This window comes from Tunturiibacter gelidiferens, from assembly GCF_051013345.1.
Taxonomy (GTDB): domain Bacteria; phylum Acidobacteriota; class Terriglobia; order Terriglobales; family Acidobacteriaceae; genus Edaphobacter; species Edaphobacter gelidiferens_A.
Genome location: NZ_CP132939.1, coordinates 681,465 through 701,377 on the forward strand (window position 1 = coordinate 681,465; position 19,913 = coordinate 701,377).

The 19,913-nt window shown below is 60.1% G+C and carries 8 protein-coding genes and 2 pseudogenes; 4 read left to right on the forward strand and 6 right to left on the reverse strand.

The window, feature by feature from the left end; translation table 11 throughout:
* Positions 1–655 precede the first annotated feature (655 nt).
* The 4 genes from RBB80_RS03235 (at position 656) to RBB80_RS03250 (ending at position 11,975) form a co-directional block, all read left to right on the forward strand.
* Positions 656–6,220: a beta strand repeat-containing protein gene (locus tag RBB80_RS03235; RefSeq protein ID WP_433966887.1), complete on the forward strand. Its 5,565-nt coding sequence runs from the start codon at positions 656–658 to the stop codon at positions 6,218–6,220.
* Positions 6,217–9,015: a beta strand repeat-containing protein gene (locus tag RBB80_RS03240; RefSeq protein WP_433966888.1), complete on the forward strand. Its 2,799-nt coding sequence runs from the start codon at positions 6,217–6,219 to the stop codon at positions 9,013–9,015. The genes RBB80_RS03235 and RBB80_RS03240 overlap by 4 nt, the downstream gene beginning before the upstream one ends.
* A gap of 1,076 nt (positions 9,016–10,091) precedes the next feature.
* Positions 10,092–11,324: an Ig-like domain repeat protein gene (locus RBB80_RS03245; RefSeq protein WP_433966889.1), complete on the forward strand. Its 1,233-nt coding sequence runs from the start codon at positions 10,092–10,094 to the stop codon at positions 11,322–11,324.
* Positions 11,325–11,354: 30 nt separating this feature from the next.
* Complete coding sequence (locus RBB80_RS03250) at positions 11,355–11,975, forward strand: outer membrane beta-barrel protein (RefSeq protein ID WP_433966890.1); 621 nt, start codon at positions 11,355–11,357, stop codon at positions 11,973–11,975.
* Between the two features lie 37 nt (positions 11,976–12,012).
* Here RBB80_RS03250 and RBB80_RS03255 read toward each other — a convergent pair whose 3' ends face one another.
* The 6 genes and pseudogenes from RBB80_RS03255 to kdpF form a co-directional block, all read right to left on the reverse strand.
* Positions 12,013–12,171 (reverse strand): hypothetical protein, encoded by a 159-nt coding sequence (locus tag RBB80_RS03255; protein ID WP_433966891.1) that lies wholly within the window; start codon positions 12,169–12,171, stop codon positions 12,013–12,015.
* Complete coding sequence (locus RBB80_RS03260) at positions 12,162–14,456, reverse strand: glycoside hydrolase family 31 protein (RefSeq protein ID WP_433966892.1); 2,295 nt, start codon at positions 14,454–14,456, stop codon at positions 12,162–12,164. Before RBB80_RS03260 ends, RBB80_RS03255 begins: the two co-directional genes overlap by 10 nt.
* A 749-nt stretch (positions 14,457–15,205) precedes the next feature.
* Positions 15,206–15,778 (reverse strand): potassium-transporting ATPase subunit KdpC, encoded by a 573-nt coding sequence (gene kdpC, locus RBB80_RS03265; protein ID WP_433966893.1) that lies wholly within the window; start codon positions 15,776–15,778, stop codon positions 15,206–15,208.
* 8 nt (positions 15,779–15,786) lie between these two features.
* Positions 15,787–17,825, reverse strand: a pseudogene (kdpB, locus tag RBB80_RS03270) (potassium-transporting ATPase subunit KdpB).
* A gap of 20 nt (positions 17,826–17,845) precedes the next feature.
* A pseudogene (gene kdpA, locus RBB80_RS03275) lies at positions 17,846–19,619 on the reverse strand (potassium-transporting ATPase subunit KdpA).
* A gap of 5 nt (positions 19,620–19,624) precedes the next feature.
* Positions 19,625–19,720, reverse strand: coding sequence for a K(+)-transporting ATPase subunit F (kdpF, locus tag RBB80_RS03280; protein ID WP_433966894.1), 96 nt, complete (start codon positions 19,718–19,720; stop codon positions 19,625–19,627).
* Positions 19,721–19,913: the final 193 nt, after the last annotated feature.

Here is a 19,913-nt window from a genome sequence, read left to right on the forward strand (position 1 = left end):
GACCATTACCTGGGCAGCCCCGGCCAGCATCATCTACGGAACAGCGCTTTCCGCAACCCAACTCGACGCAACCGCCTCGGTCCCCGGCTCCTTCGCTTACACGCCAGCAGCTGGCAGTATTCCCGCCGCGGGAACTGATACTCTTTCGGTTACATTTACCCCAACCGACGCCACCAACTACTCCAGCGTCACTAAAACAGTCTCGCTGACCGTCACCCAGGGCGCCCCCATCATCACCTGGGCTAACCCAGCCGGCATCACCTACGGAACAGCGCTCTCCGCGACCCAGCTCAACGCCACCGCATCCGTTCCTGGCACCCTCGTCTACACCCCAGCGGCAGGAAACATCCCCGCGGCAGGCACCGACACCCTCTCGGTCACCTTCACCCCAACCGACACCGCCAACTACTCCACCGCAACCAAGACCGTCCAGATCGTCGTCACCCAGGCCGCCCCAGTCATCACCTGGGCTGCTCCCGCAAGCATCACCTACGGCACCGCACTCTCCGCAACCCAGCTGGACGCGACCGCCTCCGTCCCCGGCACCCTCGTCTACACACCAGCCGTCGGCAACGTCCCCGCCGCCGGAACCGACACCCTCTCCGTCACCTTCACCCCCACCGACACCGCCAACTACTCCACCGCAACCGCGACCGTGCAGCTCACCGTAACCCAGGCCGTTCCAACCCTCACCTGGGCCACTCCAGCGAGCATCACCTACGGGACCGCACTCTCCGCAACCCAGCTCAATGCCACCTCTTCCGTCCCCGGCACCTTCGTCTACACCCCTGCGGTCGGTAATGTCCCAGCTGTCGGTACCGACACCCTCTCGGTCACCTTCACCCCAACCGACTCCACCAGCTACACCACCGCAACCAAGACCGTTCAGATCATCGTCACCCAGGCAACACCCACCATCACCTGGCCAACCCCGGCCAGCATCACCTACGGAACAACGCTCTCCAGCACACAACTGAACGCGTCATCCCCAGTCGCAGGCACCTTCGTGTACACCCCCGCCGCCGGAACCACCCCGGCAGCCGGAACCGACACCCTCTCCGTCACCTTCACCCCCACTGACACCGCCAGCTACACCACCGCCACCAAGACCGTTCAACTCACCGTAACTCAGGCAACACCCACCATCACCTGGCCGACCCCAGCGCCAATCAGCTACGGAACCACTCTCTCCGCTACGCAGCTCGACGCAACGGCCTCAGTCCCAGGCAACTTCGTCTACACGCCGGCCGCAGGCACCACCCCGGCGACCGGCACCGACACCCTCTCAGTCACCTTTACCCCGACCGACACCGCCAGCTACACCACCGCCACCAAGACCGTTCAACTCACCGTCAATCAGGCGATCCCGGGCATCACCTGGAACACTCCGGCACCCATCACCTACGGCACGACTCTCTCCGCCATTCAGCTTGACGCGACCTCTTCTTCCCCCGGCACTCTCGTCTACACTCCCGCCGCAGGCACCACTCCGGCAACCGGCACCGACACCCTTTCAGTCACCTTTACGCCGACCGACACCACCAATAACTCCAGCGCCACCAAAACCGTCCAGCTCGTAGTCAATCCGGCAACACCCGTCATCACCTGGAACACTCCCGCCAGCATCACCTACGGAACCGTGCTCTCCGCAACGCAGCTCAACGCCACCGCTTCGGTCGGAGGCACCTTCACCTACACCCCCGCTGCCGGAACCACTCCCGCAGCAGGGACTGATACCCTCTCAGTCACCTTCACCCCAACCGACACCACCGACTACACCACCGTCACCAGGACCGTAGACCTCACCGTGACCCAGGCAACACCAACCATCACGTGGGCCACTCCAGCCAGCATCACCTACGGAACCGCTCTCTCGGCAACCCAGCTCAACGCATCCGCCTCGGTCCCCGGCAACCTGGTTTACACCCCCGCCATCGGCAACGTCCCCGCCGCGGGAACTGATACCCTTTCGGTTACATTTACTCCGACCGACACCACCAGCTACTCCAGCGTCACCAAGACGGTTCAGATCGTCGTCAACCAGGCCTCCTCCACCATCACCTGGGCCAACCCGGCCAGCATCGTCTACGGTACCGTTCTCTCCGCGACACAGTTGAATGCAACCGCCTCGGTCCCCGGCAATCTCGTCTACATCCCAGCCGCAGGAACCACCCCTGCAGTAGGTACCGACACCCTCTCGGTCACCTTCACCCCAACCGACACCACCAACTACTCCGGCGCAACCAAGACCGTACAGATCGTAGTCACCCAGGCCACACCCGTCGTCACCTGGGCCAACCCCGCCAGCATCACCTACGGCACCGCCCTCTCCGCGACCCAACTCGATGCATCCGCCTCGGTCCCCGGCAACCTGGTTTACACGCCGGCCATCGGCAACGTTCCCGCGGCAGGAACTGATACCCTTTCGGTTACATTTACCCCCACCGACACCACCAGCTACACCAGCGTCACCAAGACCGTTCAGATCGTCGTCACCCAGGCCTCCTCCACCCTCAGCTGGGCAACACCTGCGAGCATCGTCTACGGAACCGCCCTCTCCAACACGCAACTCGACGCAACCTCCACCGTTCCCGGAACCTTCACCTACACCCCGGCTGCAGGATCTATCCCCGCCGTCGGTACTGACACGCTTTCTGTCACCTTCACCCCAACCGACACCACCAGCTACTCCACCGCGACCAAGACCGTTCAACTCGTCGTCACCCAGGCCACCCCAACCATCACCTGGAACAATCCCGCTGCCATCACCTATGGCACCGCCCTCTCCAACACTCAACTCAACGCAACTGCTTCCGCCCCCGGCACCTTCACCTACACCCCGGCCATCGGCAACATCCCCGCCGCAGGCACAGATACACTCTCAGTCACCTTCACCCCAACCGACACCACCAGCTACACCACCGCCACCAAAACGGTTCAGATCGTCGTCAATCCGGCATCCTCCACCATCACCTGGGCTAACCTCGCCAGCATCGTCTACGGAACCGCACTCTCTGCCACGCAGCTCAACGCAACCGCCTCTGTCCCCGGCTCCTTTGCCTACACACCCGCCGCAGGCGCTGTGCCCGCAGTAGGCACCGACACCCTCTCAGTCACCTTCACCCCCACCGACTCCACCAATTACTCTACCGCCACCAAGACGGTCCAGATCGTCGTCACGCAAGCCACACCAGTCATCACCTGGGCCAACCCCGCCAGCATCACCTTCGGCACTGCCCTCTCCGCCACGCAGCTCAACGCCACCGCCTCCGTACCCGGCACCCTCGTCTACACTCCCGCCATCGGCAACATCCCGGCCGCAGGTACTGACACTCTTTCGGTTACATTTACCCCCACCGACACCACCAGCTACACCAGCGTCACCAAGACCGTCCAGATCGTAGTCACCCAGGCATCCTCCACTCTCAGCTGGTCTGATCCCGCAAGCATCACCTACGGCACCGCGCTCTCCGCAACTCAACTCGACGCAACCTCTACCGTCCCCGGCTCCTTCGTCTACACTCCTGCCACAGGCAGCATCCCGGCCGTCGGCACCGACACCCTCTCGGTCACCTTCACCCCGACCGACACCACCAGCTACTCCACCGCGATCAAGACCGTTCAACTCGTCGTCACCCAGGCCACTCCAACCATCACCTGGGCAACGCCAGCAAGCATCACCTACGGCACCGCTCTCTCCGCCACCCAACTCAACGCCACTTCTTCAGTCCCAGGATCCTTCACCTACACACCCACCGCGGGCAATATCCCCGCAGTAGGTACCGACACGCTCTCGGTCACCTTCACCCCCACCGACACCACCAGCTACACCACCGCAACCAAGACCGTTCAGATCGTCGTCACGCAGGCTACTCCCACCATCACCTGGGCCAACCCAGCGAGCATCGTCTACGGCACAATCCTCTCCGCAACTCAACTCAACGCAACCGCATCTGTCCCCGGTAGCTTCACCTACACCCCGGCCGCAGGCACCACTCCCGCCGTCGGCACCGACTCTCTCTCAGTCACCTTCACCCCAACCGACGCCACCAGCTACTCCAGCGCGACCAAGACCGTCCAGATCGTCGTTACCCAAGCCACACCCACCATCACCTGGGCCAACCCAGCCAGCATCACCTACGGCACCGCACTCTCGGCCACACAGCTTGACGCAACCGCTTCGGTCCCCGGAGCCTTCGTTTACACCCCCGCAATCGGCAACATCCCCGCCGCAGGAACCGACACTCTCTCGGTCACCTTCACCCCAACCGACGCCGTCAGCTACTCCACCGTCACCAAGACCGTCCAGATCGTCGTCACCCAAGCCTCATCCACCCTCAGCTGGGCAACTCCCGCGAGCATCACCTACGGCACTGCGCTCTCCGCCACCCAACTCGACGCGACCTCCACGGTCCCCGGAACCTTCGCCTACACGCCTGCAGCTGGCAACATCCCCGCAGCCGGAACCGACACCCTCTCCGTCACCTTCACCCCCACCGACACCACCAGCTACTCCACTGCAACCAAAACCGTCCAGATCGTCGTCACCCAAGCCACACCCACCATCACCTGGACCAATCCAGCCAACATCCCCTACGGAACCGCACTCTCCTCGACCCAGCTCAACGCAACCGCTTCGGTCCCCGGCAACCTCGTCTACACGCCGGCTATCGGCAATGTCCCAGCCGCCGGTACTGACACCCTCTCTGTCACCTTCACCCCCACCGACACCACCAACTACTCCACCGTCACCAAAACCGTTCAGATCGTCGTCACCCAGGGGACTCCCACCATCACCTGGGCCAACCCCGCCACCATCACCTACGGCACCGCACTCTCCACAACTCAACTCAACGCAACCGCCTCGGTCCCCGGCTCCTTCACCTACACCCCGGCCTCGGGCACCACACCCGCCGTCGGCACCGACACCCTTTCGGTCACCTTCACTCCCACCGATTCAGCCAACTACTCCAGCGCGACCAAGTCCGTTCAAATCGTAGTCACCCAAGCCACGCCCACCATCACCTGGACTAACCCCGCCACCATTACCTACGGCACCACGCTCTCCGCGACGCAGCTCAATGCCACCGCCTCGGTCCCCGGCACCTTCGCCTACACTCCTGCCGCGGGCACCACACCTGCAGTCGGGACCGATACTCTCTCCGTCACCTTCACTCCGACTGACACCACCAGCTACTCCACCGCAACCAAAACCGTCCAGATCGTCGTCACCCAGGCTTCCTCCACCCTAAGCTGGGCAACTCCAGCCAGCATCGTCTACGGCACCGCCCTCTCTGCCACCCAGCTCAACGCCACCTCGACCGTCCCCGGCACCTTCACCTACACCCCGCCGCAGGCGCTGTTCCCGCAGTCGGCACTGACACTCTCTCGGTCACCTTCACCCCAACCGACACCACCAGCTACTCCCCCGCAACCACCACGGTTCAGATCGTCGTCACCCAGGCCACGCCGACCATCACCTGGCCCAACCCAGCCAGCATCACCTATGGCACAGCACTCTCCGCCACCCAGCTCGACGCCAGCTCGCCCGTCGCCGGTTCCTTCACCTACACCCCCGCCGCAGGCAACATCCCCGCCGTCGGCACCGACACTCTCTCGGTCACCTTCACCCCGACGGACACCACCAGCTACACCACCGCAACCAAAACTGTCCAGATCGTCGTCACCCAGGCCGCCTCCACCATCACCTGGGCCACCCCCGCCAGCATCACCTATGGCACAGCACTCTCTGCCATCCAGCTCAACGCAACCGCCTCCGTCCCCGGCTCCTTCACCTACACCCCCGCTGCGGGCGCAGTTCCCGCAGTCGGCACGGACACCCTCTCGGTCACCTTCACCCCGACCGACACCGCCAGCTATATCGGCGCCACCAAGACCGTACAGATCGTCGTCACCCAGGCAACCCCGGTCATCACTTGGGCCAACCCCGCCAGCATCAGCTACGGCACAGCACTCTCCACCACCCAGCTCAACGCAACCGCCTCTGTCCCTGGCAACCTCGTCTACACCCCAGCGATCGGCAACATCCCCGCCGCAGGAACTGATACCCTTTCGGTTACATTCACCCCCACCGACACCACCAGCTACACCAGCGCCACGAAGACTGTTCAGATCGTCGTCACCCAGGCGTCCTCCAACCTCAGCTGGGCCACTCCAGCCAGCATCACCTACGGCACAGCGCTCTCCGCAACTCAGTTGAACGCCAGCTCCACCGTTCCCGGTTCCTTCGTCTACACCCCAGCCGTTGGCAACGTCCCCGCAGCAGGTACAGACACCCTCTCGGTCACCTTCACCCCCACTGACACCACCAGTTACTCCACCGCCACCAAGACCGTTCAAATCGTCGTCACCCAGGCCACCCCAGTCATTACCTGGGCCAACCCAGCCAGCATCACATTCGGCACTGCGCTCTCCGCAACCCAGCTCAACGCAACCGCCTCGGTCCCCGGCAACCTGGTCTACACTCCAGCCATCGGCAACATCGCTGCCGCAGGCACTGACACCCTCTCGGTCACCTTCACCCCAACCGACACCACAAGCTACTCCACCGTCACCAAAACCGTTTCGCTGACTGTCACACAGGCCGCTTCCACCATCACCTGGGCCAACCCCGCCAGCATCACCTACGGAACCGCACTCTCCGCAACCCAGCTCAATGCAACCGCCTCGGTCCCCGGCACCCTCGTCTACACTCCAGCCTCGGGCAACATCCCCGCAGCAGGAACTGATACCCTCTCGGTTACATTTACTCCGACCGACACCACCGACTACTCCTCAGCCACCAAAACCGTACAGATCGTAGTCACCCAGTCCACCCCCGTCATCACCTGGGGAACTCCCGCAAGCATTACCTTCGGCACCGCACTCTCTACAACGCAACTCGACGCAACCGCATCAGTCCCCGGCACCTTCGTTTACACTCCCGCCGTCGGCAACGTTCCCGCAGCTGGGACTGATACTCTTTCGGTTACATTTACCCCCACCGACGCCGCCAACTACACCACCGCCACCAAGACTGTTCAAATTGCGGTCACCCAGGCCGCCTCAAACCTGAGCTGGGCGACTCCGGCCGGCATCACCTACGGCACCGCCCTCTCCGCCACACAGCTCGACGCAACTTCTACAGTGCCCGGAACCTTTGTCTACACCCCTGCCGCAGGGAACGTCCCAGCCGCTGGTACCGACACCCTTTCGGTCACCTTCACCCCCACCGATACCACCAGCTACTCCACCGCCACCAAGACCGTTCAGATCGTGGTCACTCAGGCCACACCCACCATCACTTGGAATAACCCCGCTTCCATCACCTACGGAACGGCGCTCTCTGCCACCCAACTCAACGCAACCTCCTCCGTACCCGGCAACCTCGTCTACACCCCGGCCATCGGCAACATCCCCGCAGCAGGAACTGATACTCTTTCGGTTACATTTACCCCAACCGACACCACGAACTACACCACCGTCACCAAGACCGTCTCACTGACCGTCACCCAGGGCACCCCAACCATTACCTGGGCCAACCCCGCCAGCATTACCTACGGCACTCCGCTCTCTGCCACCCAGCTCAACGCATCCGCATCCGTTCCCGGCAACCTCGTCTACACCCCCGCGATCGGCAACATCCCCGCAGCAGGAACTGATACGCTTTCGGTTACATTCACCCCAACCGACACGGCCAACTACTCCTCCGCAACCAAGACCGTCCAGATCGTAGTAACCCAGGCCACTCCAGTGATTACCTGGGCCAACCCAGCCGGCATCACGTACGGCACAGCACTCTCCACGACCCAGCTCAACGCGACCGCCTCGGTACCCGGCAGCTTCGCGTACACCCCGGCAATCGGCAACATCCCCACTTCCGGAACTGATACCCTCTCGGTTACATTTACGCCAACCGACACTGCCAGCTACACCACCGTCGTCAAGACCGTTCAGATCGTCGTCAGTCAGGCGTCTTCGAACCTAAGCTGGTCCACTCCAGCCAGCATCACCTACGGAACCGCACTCTCTGCCACCCAACTCAACGCGACCTCAACCGTCGCCGGAACTTTCGTCTACACCCCTGCAGCAGGCAACGTCCCCGCCGCAGGAACCGATACCCTCTCTGTCACCTTCACTCCGAACGACACCACCAACTACTCCGCAGCGACCAAGACCGTCCAGATCGTCGTCACCCAGGCCACACCCGTCATCACCTGGGGCAATCCCGCCGGCATTACCTACGGAACAGCACTCTCCGCCACCCAACTCAACGCAACCGCATCCGTCCCCGGCAATCTCGTCTACACCCCGGCGATCGGCAACATACCAGGCGCCGGCACTGACACTCTCTCGGTCACCTTCACTCCAACCGACACCGCCAATTACTCCACCGTCACCAAAACCGTACAGATCGTAGTCACCCAAGCCACGCCCGTCGTCACCTGGAATAACCCCGCAAGCATCACGTACGGCACCGCACTCTCTGCCTTCCAACTCAACGCGACTGCCTCCGTGCCCGGCTCCTTCGCCTACACTCCGGCCGCTGGCAGCACACCAGCCGCCGGCACCGACACTCTCTCGGTCACCTTCACCCCAACCGACTCCTCCAACTACACCACCGCAACCAAGACCGTTCAAATCGTCGTCACCCAAGCCACACCCGTCATCACCTGGGCCAACCCAGCCAGCATCACCTACGGCACAACTCTCTCCAACATCCAGCTCGACGCCTCTACTCCCGTCGCCGGTAACTTCACCTACACGCCTGCCGCCGGCAACACCCCCTCGCCGGCACCGACACGCTCTCGGTCGTCTTCACCCCAACCGACACCTCCAACTACACCACCGCAACCAAGACCGTACAGATCGTCGTCACCCAAGCCACTCCCGTCATCACCTGGGCCGCTCCCGCAGCAATCACCTACGGCACAGCACTCTCCGGGACCCAGCTCGATGCGACCGCATCCGTTCTGGGAACCTTCGTCTACAGCCCAATCGCTGGCACTGTCCTGACCGCCGGCACCGACACCCTCTCAGTCACCTTCACCCCAACCGACACTGCCAACTACACCACAGTCACCAAAACCATCTCACTCACCGTCAACCAGGCCACGCCGTCCGTCACCTGGACCGCCCCGGCCAGCATCACCTACGGCACAGCACTCTCGGCCACACAGCTTGACGCAACAGCCTCGGTCCCCGGCTCCTTCGCCTACACTCCGGCAACCGGAAGCATTCCGACCGCAGGCACTGACACCCTCTCGGTCACCTTCACCCCAACCGACACCACCAACTACTCCACCGTCACCAAGACCGTCTCACTGACCGTCAACCAGGCCACGCCAACCATCACATGGGCCAACCCTGCAAACATCATCTATGGCACCGCGCTCTCCGGTGCGCAACTGAACGCAACAGCCTCTGTCCCAGGCACGTTCGCGTACAGCCCGGCAGCTGGCAGCATCCCAACCGCAGGCACCGACAGCCTCACAGTCACCTTCACCCCGACCGACGCCACCGACTACACCACCGCCTCCGCCACAGTTCAGATCACCGTCAATCAGGCGACCCCAACCATCGCCTGGGCCAATCCGGGGCCCATCACCTACGGCACCGCGCTCAACTCCACCCAACTCAACGCCACCGCGTCCGTCCCCGGAGTACTCACCTACTCCCCGGCAGCAGGCGCCATCCTCACCGCGGGGACCGATACCCTCTCGGTCTCCTTCATCCCAACCGACACCACCAACTACTCCTCAGCCAACAAGACCGTCCAGATCGTCGTCAACCAGGCCACTCCCGTCATCTCATGGCCCACACCATCCCTCATCGTCTACGGCACCGCGCTCTCTAGCGCCCAACTCGACGCCACCTCCTCCGTCCCGGGCAAGCTCGTCTACACCCCGGCAGCCGGCAGCATCCCGCCCGCCGGTACCGACACCCTCTCAGTCACCTTCACCCCAACCGACACCATTGACTACACCTCCACCACCCAGACCACCCAGCTCACCGTCAGCCAGTACACCCCCATCATCACCTGGGCCACCCCGGCATCGATCGTCTACGGAAACCCGCTCAGCTCCACCCAGTTGAACGCCGCCGTCTATCAACCCAACAGCACCAACCCGATCCCCGGAACCTACGTCTACAGCCCGGCAATTGGAACCAACCTCACAATCGGCAACCAGCCCCTGTCCGTCACCTTCACTCCAACCGACACCTCCGACTACACCACAGCCACCAAGACCATCTCACTCGTCGTCACCCAGGCCGGCCTCATCATCGAAGCCGACAGCTTCACCCGCCTCTACGGCACGCCAAACCCAACCTTCACCGGCAACGTCACCGGCCAGCAGGATGGAGACACCTTCGTCGAGACCTTCTCCAACACCGCCGCCCTCCAGTCCAATCCCGGCCAGTATCCGATCGTCCCATCGGTCAACGGAGCCAACCTCTCCGACTACACCCAGACCGTTCAGGCCGGAAACCTGACCATCACCAAGGCGCCCGCCCTCACCACGCTGAGCCTCAGCACCACCGCCATCGCCTACGCCCTGCCCGTAACCTTCACCGCCAACGTGGCCTCCACCACCACCGGGCAGCCCACTGGAACCGTAGTCTTCTTCGATAACGGCAACCCGCTCAACACCGCTACTCTCTCGAGCGGCGTCGCCAGCTTCTCCACCACGTCCCTCTCCGTAGGCGTCCACACCATCACCGCCGTCTACAGCGGAGACATCGACTTCAGCTCCAGCACCGCCTCCGCCGCATCCGGAGCCAACACCATCACCATCGCGCCTCTCGACTTCACCATCACCCTCACCAGCGCCCAGACCGTCGAAGGCACCTACGGCACCACCCGCCTGTACAACTTCCACGTCTCTCCCGTCGGCGGCTACTACCCCGGAACCATCAACCTCTCCGCCAGCCCGACCGGCCCCATCCTCGCCACCTACACCTTCTCGCCATCAACCATCGCCCAGTTCGCCGGCCCAACCGACATCACCCTCACCGTCGCAACCCGCAAACTCGCCTCACTCGACTCCCCGCAAGATCGTTCGCGCCGCCTCTCTCACATCGCTCTCGGACTCTTCCTCCTGCCTCTCCTCGGCCTGCGCTACTCGCGTCGTTCCAGCCGCAAGCTCACTCGCCTCATCATCCACTCGCTCCTCATCCTGTCCTCTCTCGGAGCCATCGGAACCATCACCGGTTGCGGCGCAGGTTACTTCGACCGCACCTACCCCATTGTGGTTACAGCCAACAGCAACGGAATCCAGCACACTGTGAACGTCGACTTCCACATCGATCAGTCCCCACAGTAAAAATTGCAAGCTTCAAGAGAGACTCCCGGCATGAGTAACAAATCGATCTCAGACAAAATCGCAAAGCGAGCAGAAGATCTCCTCCTCGGAATCAGGATCTCCGCTCTGCTCTGCCTCATCAGCTTCACGGGCATACGCCTCCATGCTCAGGCGCGCCCAACCGCAACCAGCGCCGGGGTCCTCCAGGCGGGCGGAGAGTTCAACTATGCCGACTCGGACTACGTACCGCAAAAGATTAAAGGCGGAGGCGCTTACGTAGGCTTTGACTTCAAATATCACTACGGAATCGAAGCCGAGTTCCATCAGATCAACGACTCCGGCGCCACCACACAAATCTACGAACGCACCTACGAGATCGGCCCCCGCTACGTCCTTCACTTCGGCAGAATAGAACCCTTCGCCAAGGTCATGTACGGCCGCGGCGTCTTCAACTACCCCATCGTCCCCAGCCTCACTCCGGGTGGCCCGCCACAGGGCAACGCCGCCAATCTCGCCTACAACATCGCCGCCGCAGGCATAGGAGTCGACTACCGCCTGCTGCGTTCCGTCAATGTGCGCGTGGAATATGAGTTTCAAAGATGGTTCGGCTTTCCGCCAAACGATCTCTCCCCTCAGGTCTTGGGAATCGGTGCAGCCTACCGCTTCCACTAAGGCCACCGCACTGAAGCTAAGACACGAAGAACAAACTCTACCTCCCGGCAACCTCCAGCTCACCGCCCTCAGCTTTCTCCGGCAATAAGATCGTCAGCGAGTGCGTCGCCTCATCGAACCGGGAGTTTGCAATCGATTCGCCGCCGTAAGTGATCTTCCCCGGCGCTCCGTTCCAATCGAAGATCGTTACCTGCACTCCATTCCACCAGGGCTGAAAGCTTCCTCCCGCGCTCCAACGTGAAGACGCAAACCATCGCCAGTCGATTCGCAGCTATACGTCACGCGCAGAAAATCCTTCTCCTTATAAGCAAAGCTGATCCCATCATCCTGATACAGCGACCCGGCACAGCTCTCTCCCGGATACACCTTCAGCGTCAGCGGACCATCCGGCTTCTCCTGCGTGCTCTGCACCAGCGGCGCAAACGGCAGAATCGAACCAGCCCGCACAAACACCGGCAGCACATCCACCTGCGGCGTGATCTTCACCGACTGAAGCGCACCAACTCCAAGCGCGGCGCCCGTACTCACCGCCACCGACTCGCGAGCGCCAGCCGCAACCTTCGCCCCCGTCCAGTAGTCATACCAACCCACCGGAGGAAACGTCACCGCATAGCTATCCGGCGCCTCAGGATAAGGCGCAGGCGCGATCAGCAGATCCGGTCCAAGCATGAACTCATTGGCAGCATCAAGATCCAGAGGATGCTTATCTTCGGTCGCGTCAGGAAATTCGAGAAACAACGGCCGCATCATCGGAACACCCGTGCGAGAGTTCTCCTCAGCCAGCGTATAGAGATAAGGCAGCAAGCGATAACGATCCTCGATGTACTTGCGACGAACCGCCTCTACCTCAGGCCCACCCACCCATGGCTCCTGGTCTGCCGTGAACTTCTCGGTATGGTCGCGATAGATGGGATTGAACTCACCAACCTCAATCCACTTCGTCAGCAGATCCCGCGTTGACGAACCTGCATAGCCCCCAATATCGTCACCCGCCATCGAAAACCCACTCAAACCAAGGTTCAGAAGCATAGGCGTACTCATGCGAAGGTGATTCCAGCTGCTCGAGTTGTCTCCCGTCCACGTCGACGCATACCGCTGACCACCAGCATAGGTAGCCCGAGTCAGCACAAACGGCCTCTGGTTCGGCTTCAGCGCGAGCAGTCCTTCGTAGGTCGCACGCGAGTTCTCCATACCGTACACATTGTGAATCTCCGCATGAAGCGCCGACCTCGGCACAAAACCCGGTTCATCGATCCGATGCACAACGTCAAGCGGCATCGTCTTCGATGGCGTCTCGAAGACGGAAGGCTCATTCATGTCGTTCCAGAAACCCGCAGCCCCGTCTTGATAGAACTCTTTGTAGAGAGTCCCCCACCACGCCCGCGACTCCTTCCTGGTGAAATCAGGAAACACCGACGGTCCAGGCCACACCTTACCCACAAACACCGACCCATCCGGATTCTTTACAAAGTGATCGCCCGCAGCGCCCGTATCAAAAGGCGCGTACCCCTGATTCGCGCGATCCGCAATATGAAGATCCGTAATCAGTACCAGGTTGAAGTGCTTCTCCTTCAACTCCTGAATAAACTGGGGAAACTTCGGAAACGCCTGCTGATTCACCGTGAACGGTGCATTCCGATCCTGAAAGTCGATATCGAGATAGAGCGCATCGCAGGGAATCCGATCGGCGCGCATACGGTCTGCCACCTCGCGCGCCCGCGCCTCCGTCATGTAGGAGTAACGCGACTGCTGAAAGCCAAGCGACCACCGTGGAGGCAGCGGCGTAAGGCCAGTCAACCAGGCATACCCCTCCACCACCTGCTTCGGCTTCGGACCATAGATAAAGTAGTAGTCAATCGGTCCGCCATCGGCCCCGAACGAGTAAGCCTCCGAATCTTCTTTCCCAAAATCAAAACTCGTCCGCCACGTATTGTCGAGAAACAACCCGTACGATCTTCCAGCGTTGTCCGCAAGAAAAAACGGAATCGCTTTGTACAGCGGATCGCTGCTCTCCTGAAACCGGTATTGATCCGTATTCCACATCTCGTACGCACCGCCTCTGCGATCAAGCGGCCCCGTCTTATCTCCCAGGCCAAAGTAGTGCTCCTCGGCCGGCATCCTCTTATAGACGCGGAAGTGATCGCCGTGAAACTCAACCGGCCGCGCATCCTGCAACAGAACCCCGCCGCTCCGGTCGCTGATCGTTACACCAAGAGTTGCGCGATCAACCGACACCTGGAGTGCCTTAGTGCTGAATCCCGCGTTGCCTCCCTCCGCGCGATAGGCGGTAGCAACGGAGCTTGTTCGTGAGCCCGGAAGCACAGCCCACGACGCATCCTCCGGCATCTTCTCCGTCTTCGAAACTCGGATCCGCAGAACATCGTCCCGCAGCGCGGTGATCTGGATGTTTGCGTTGCCGTCTTTCAGTTCCACGCCGTTCGGTAACGACTTGGCATTCGTCACATGGTCAAGCAAGATCACATCAGCCCTTTGACTCTTGGGGCTCTGCGCCAGTAAACAAGGCATACTCAGCCCACAACAAGAAAGGCCCAAAGTCATGGCCAATTGTCCAAATCGAGATTTATTCATGTCTTTTTCTTTCAGCCTTCAGAAACGAGAGTCTGACTCTAAGAACGTTCGAGTCCCAAGGCAACATTATGCACTCCCGCCGACCATCACCTTGAAGGAACCCTTCAGCTCGCGCCCCATCAGGCAACACGGTGCAGGATCATCGCTGCGAGGAGAACCTCACTCCATTGCATCGTCGTTCGCCATACTTCGGGTGGACAAAACCATCATCATCAGTTCGCGTCCGTACCTACAAACATCCAACCGCCTCGCCCGAGAATCGGATCGAGCAAACCCGAAGGAGCAGCGAACCCATTCGAATCTCAGCAGGCGTTAGGCCGACAGACGGTCACGCAAAACCTTGTCAAGCCCCATACTCGCTAAAACCCGCGCCAGTCGCACACATTCGCGTGGCGTATGAGTTATGGTCAAACCGTTATACTGAATAGACAAGACAAGAAAGCCCCGGCCAGCGCCGGGGCTTTCTTCATTGAAATCCGATAACTCCTTTGGAACGACATATTTGAGTCTAACCCGTCTGGAATCAATATTTTGCAATCGGTGAAAATCGTATGTTTATGACAATGAATGGCTTAGCCATACCAACCCCCCAGGGGGACCCCCGACTCCGAACGACATCTCGGACGACAAAGGAGGAGACGCTATCTGACAGGTGTCAACTGGTCCAGATCCATATTCAGCAGCAACACATTCACCCGCGGCTCCCCGAGGAACCCAAGTTGCCGCCCCTCTGTATGCTGCGCCACCAGCCGCCGTACAGCATCCTCGCTCAAGTGCCGCTCACGCGCGATGCGAGCCACCTGAAACTCAGCTGCTGCCGGCGTAATGTGAGGATCCAGCCCCGACCCCGAAGCAGTGACAAGGTCAATCGGCACATCGACGCCAGGATGATCGATCTGCAACGCCGCCACGTCTCCCGCCACCCGATCAGCCAGTTTCTTGTTCGTCGGTCCGAGATTCGACCCGCTTGAGTTCGCGGCATCATACCCATTTCCCGCCATCGAAGGACGCGAATGAAAGTACTGCGGGGCCGTAAACGATTGGCCGATAATACGCGAGCCAACCAGCGTTCCATCCTTATAGATAAGCTGCCCATTAGCCTTGTCACGAAACAGCACCTGCGCCAGCCCCGTCACAACAAACGGATAGACCAAGCCAAACAAAACAGTCGTAACAACGGTATAAAGCACTGCGGTGATCAGATTGCGACGCATAAAGTTCCTTAGGCCAGATGGATGGCGGTGATGATGATGTCGATGAGCTTGATTCCAAGAAAAGGAGCCACAAGTCCGCCGAATCCGTAGATAAACAGGTTGCGCTGCAACAACGCCTCCGCCGACATGGCCTTGTAACCAACACCTCGAAGCGCCAGCGGAATCAGCCCAACAATGATCAACGCATTGAAGATCACCGCGGAGAGAATCGCCGACTGCGGCGTCTTCAGATGCATAATATTCAGCGCATTCAACACCGGAAACGTCGCAGCAAACATCGCCGGAATAATCGCAAAGTACTTCGCAACGTCATTCGCGATCGAGAACGTTGTCAGTGCACCACGAGTCATCAGCAACTGCTTTCCGATCTCCACGATCTCGATCAGCTTCGTCGGGTTTGAGTCGAGGTCGACCATATTCCCCGCCTCCTTCGCAGCCTGCGTGCCCGTGTTCATCGCAACGCCCACATCAGCCTGCGCAAGCGCAGGAGCGTCATTGGTTCCATCGCCCGTCATCGCGACCAGCTTGCCTTCGGCCTGTTCGCGACGAATCAGGTCCATCTTGTCCTTGGGCTTCGCCTCCGCCAGAAAGTCGTCGACACCGGCCTCACGCGCAATCGCCGCCGCAGTCAGCGGATTATCGCCCGTAATCATGATCGTCCGAATCCCCATCGACCGGAGCTGCGCGAACCGCTCCTTCATCCCACCCTTCACAATGTCCTTTAGATGGATCACACCAAGCGCCTGACGATTCTCAGCCACCACCAATGGCGTCCCCCGCTGCGAGCAACCGTCTCGACCGCCGCACGCACCTCGTTCGGCAAACTCCCGCCATTCTCCTTCAAAAATGCGGCAATCGCGTCGGTCGAACCCTTCCGAATAATCCGTCCGTCAAAGTTCACGCCCGACATTCTCGTCACTGCACTGAACGGCACAAACTCCGCCTGCAACTGGCTCAACTCGCGCCCACGAAGACCGTACAACTCCTTGGCCAACACCACAATGCTGCGCCCCTCCGGCGTCTCATCCGGCAGCGACGACAGCTGCGCCGCATCCGCAAGCTGATCCTTGCTCACTCCAGGCGCAGGAATAAACTCCGCAGCCTGACGATTGCCGAGTGTAATCGTTCCCGTCTTATCAAGCAGAAGCGTATTCACGTCACCCGCCGCTTCCACCGCGCGGCCCGACATCGCCAGCACATTGTGCTGCACCAATCGGTCCATCCCAGCAATCCCAATTGCCGACAGTAGTCCACCAATCGTCGTAGGGATAAGACACACCAGCAACGAGATCAGCACAAACACCGTCTGCGGCGCAGTCGAATAGATCGCGATCGGCTGCAGCGTCACTACGGCGAGCAGAAAGATGATCGTCAAGCCTGCAAGCAGGATATTCAGAGCGATCTCATTCGGAGTCTTCTGCCGCTCCGCGCCTTCAACCAACGCAATCATGCGATCCAGAAACGTCTCGCCGGGATTCGACGTGATCTTCACCTTGATCTGGTCAGACAAACAGCGTGTTCCACCAGTAACCGCGGACCGATCTCCACCAGCTTCGCGAATCACCGGCGCAGACTCACCCGTGATCGCTGACTCGTCCACCGAGGCAACGCCCTCAATCACTTCGCCATCGCCGGGAATCATATTACCGGCAATTACGATGACATGATCCCCCGCCCGTAGATCCGAGCTGGGAACCTCTTCGGTGCTCCCGTCCATGCGAAGCCGCACTGCAGTCGTCTCCGACTTCGCACGCCGTAACGCATCCGCCTGCGCCTTGCCGCGGCCTTCCGCCATCGCTTCAGCAAAGTTTGCGAATAGTACGGTGAACCAGAGCCACAACGTAATCTGCAGATCAAATTGAAACGAGCCGCGATGCGACAAACTATCACGAAGCAGATAGATAGTGGTGATCACGCTGCCGATCTCAACAACGAACATAACCGGATTCTTCATCATCGTGCGCGGGCTCAGCTTGACTAACGCGTCGACCAGCGCGCGGCGTACGATTTTGCTGTCCCATAAGGAGCGTTTGCGAGTATTTGCCATGGTTATCTGTTTTCTCTGGACTAGAAACTCTTGCCAGCGTGCATCATTAAGTGCTCAAGAATAGGACCGAGCGAGATAGCGGGAAAGAAAGTAAGCGCACCCACGATAAGAACAACGCCTACCAAAAGCACCGTGAATAGCGGCGTATGCACGGGAAACGTGCCGGGAGATGGAGGAACCAGCTTCTTCTTCGCCAGACTACCGGCGATAGCCAGCATTGGAACGATCATCAGGAAACGGCCGATCAACATCGCCGCGGCCAGCGACAAGTTGTACCAATGCGTATTCGCATTGAGCCCCCCGAAGGCGGAGCCGTTATTTCCTGTCGCTGACGTGTAGGCGTAGAGTATCTCCGATAAACCATGCGGCCCCGTGTTCGCCAGAGACGAGAGGCCAAGTTGCGGCATCATCAGAGCCACCGCCGAAAATCCTAAAATCGACAGGGGAAAAATCAGCACGTACAGCATGGCCATCTTCACGTCGTACGATTCGATCTTCTTGCCCAGATACTCAGGCGTTCGCCCAACCATCAATCCGGCGATAAATACCGCCAGCACAACGAAGATCAACATCCCGTAGAGTCCCGCTCCAACCCCGCCGAAGATCACCTCGCCCAGCATGATGTTGACCATCGGGACCAAACCACCCAGCGGCATGAAGGAATCGTGCATGGCGTTTACTGCGCCACAGCTCGCATCCGTTGTCACTGTCGCAAACAAGGCTGAATTGGCGATGCCGAACCGTACTTCCTTGCCTTCCATATTGCCGCCGGCCTGCGTTACGGAAACATGCTGATCCACCGAGTGAAGGAGTGGGTTCGCCTGTGCCTCCGCGTAGTACGCCACAAATACACCGACAAGAAAGAGCGACGCCATCGCAGCAAAGACCGCCCAGCCATGCTTCGGCGCTCGCGTCATACGCCCCAGCGTGACCGTCAGCCCAGCGGGTATCAGGAAGATCGAGAACATCTGCATCAAATTAGAAAGAGGCGTTGGGTTCTCGAACGGGTGTGCGCTGTTCGTATTGAAAAAACCGCCACCATTTGTCCCAAGCATCTTGATCGCCTCTTGAGAAGCAACCGGACCCTGCGCGATGCTCTGCGTCGTCAGAGTCTGTGTCGTCGCCTTGCCATCAGAGCCTGCCACAGTTGCTGTCTGCACCTGCACCAGCTTTGCCTGATCGTAGGGGCGAAAGTTTTGCACCACGCCTTGCGAGACCAACAGAAGCGCATAGATCAGACAACCCGGAAGCAGCACCCACAATGAAGCGCGCGTTGCATCAACCCAAAAATTTCCCAGCGTCTTCGACTCTCGCCGTGAAATGCCGCGGATCAGCGCAACCGCCAACGCCATTCCGACAGCCGCCGAAAAAAGTTATGGTAAGCAAGGGTGAGCATCTGAGTTAGATAGCTCATCGTCGTCTCAGGCACGTAGGACTGCCAGTTGGTGTTCGTCGTAAATGACGCCGCCGTGTTCAACGCAAGATCAGGAGCCACGGCCGCGAGATGCTGAGGATTAAGTGGCAAAAACTGCTGCAGGCGCTCTACCGCATACGTTACGAGCATAGTGACCAGACTGAACAGCAGCATGACGACCGCATACTCTGTCCAAGCCATCTCATGCGTCTCATCGACGCCAGTCAGCCGATAGACCAATCGCTCAAGCGGACGAAAAATAACATCTGCCCAGGTGCGTTCACGCTCGAAGACTCGAGCCATATACACACCCAGCGGTTTTGCACAAACCAATATCAACGCAAAAAAGAAAAAACCTGAAACCAGCCGTTCGCGGTCATGATAACTACTTCCTCTTAAAACTTTTCGGGCGCAGCAGCGCATAAACCAGATAGATCAGTAACAGGACGGTTACCAGGCCAAGCAGCAATGTCTCGATCATCCTTGCTTCTCCTTCATCCCCAACCGCTCACATCCTGTCGCGTAGCCAATCGCAATTAGAAAAAACAACACACTGGCACCGACGCATCCTAAATCCCACATAATCCTGCCTCCGACCCGAAGGCCTACATACGAATCCTTCACCAGACTCTCGATCGACCACTTAGCCTTCGGGTCCGCGGTGCATGACAAAA

Coding starts and splice junctions, on each gene's coding strand:
- kdpC (WP_433966893.1), bottom strand. CDS start 15,778: ATGCGTCGCAATCTGATCACCGCAGTGCTTTATACCGTTGTTACGACT.
- kdpF (WP_433966894.1), bottom strand. CDS start 19,720: ATGATCGAGACATTGCTGCTTGGCCTGGTAACCGTCCTGTTACTGATC.
- RBB80_RS03250 (WP_433966890.1), top strand. CDS start 11,355: ATGAGTAACAAATCGATCTCAGACAAAATCGCAAAGCGAGCAGAAGAT.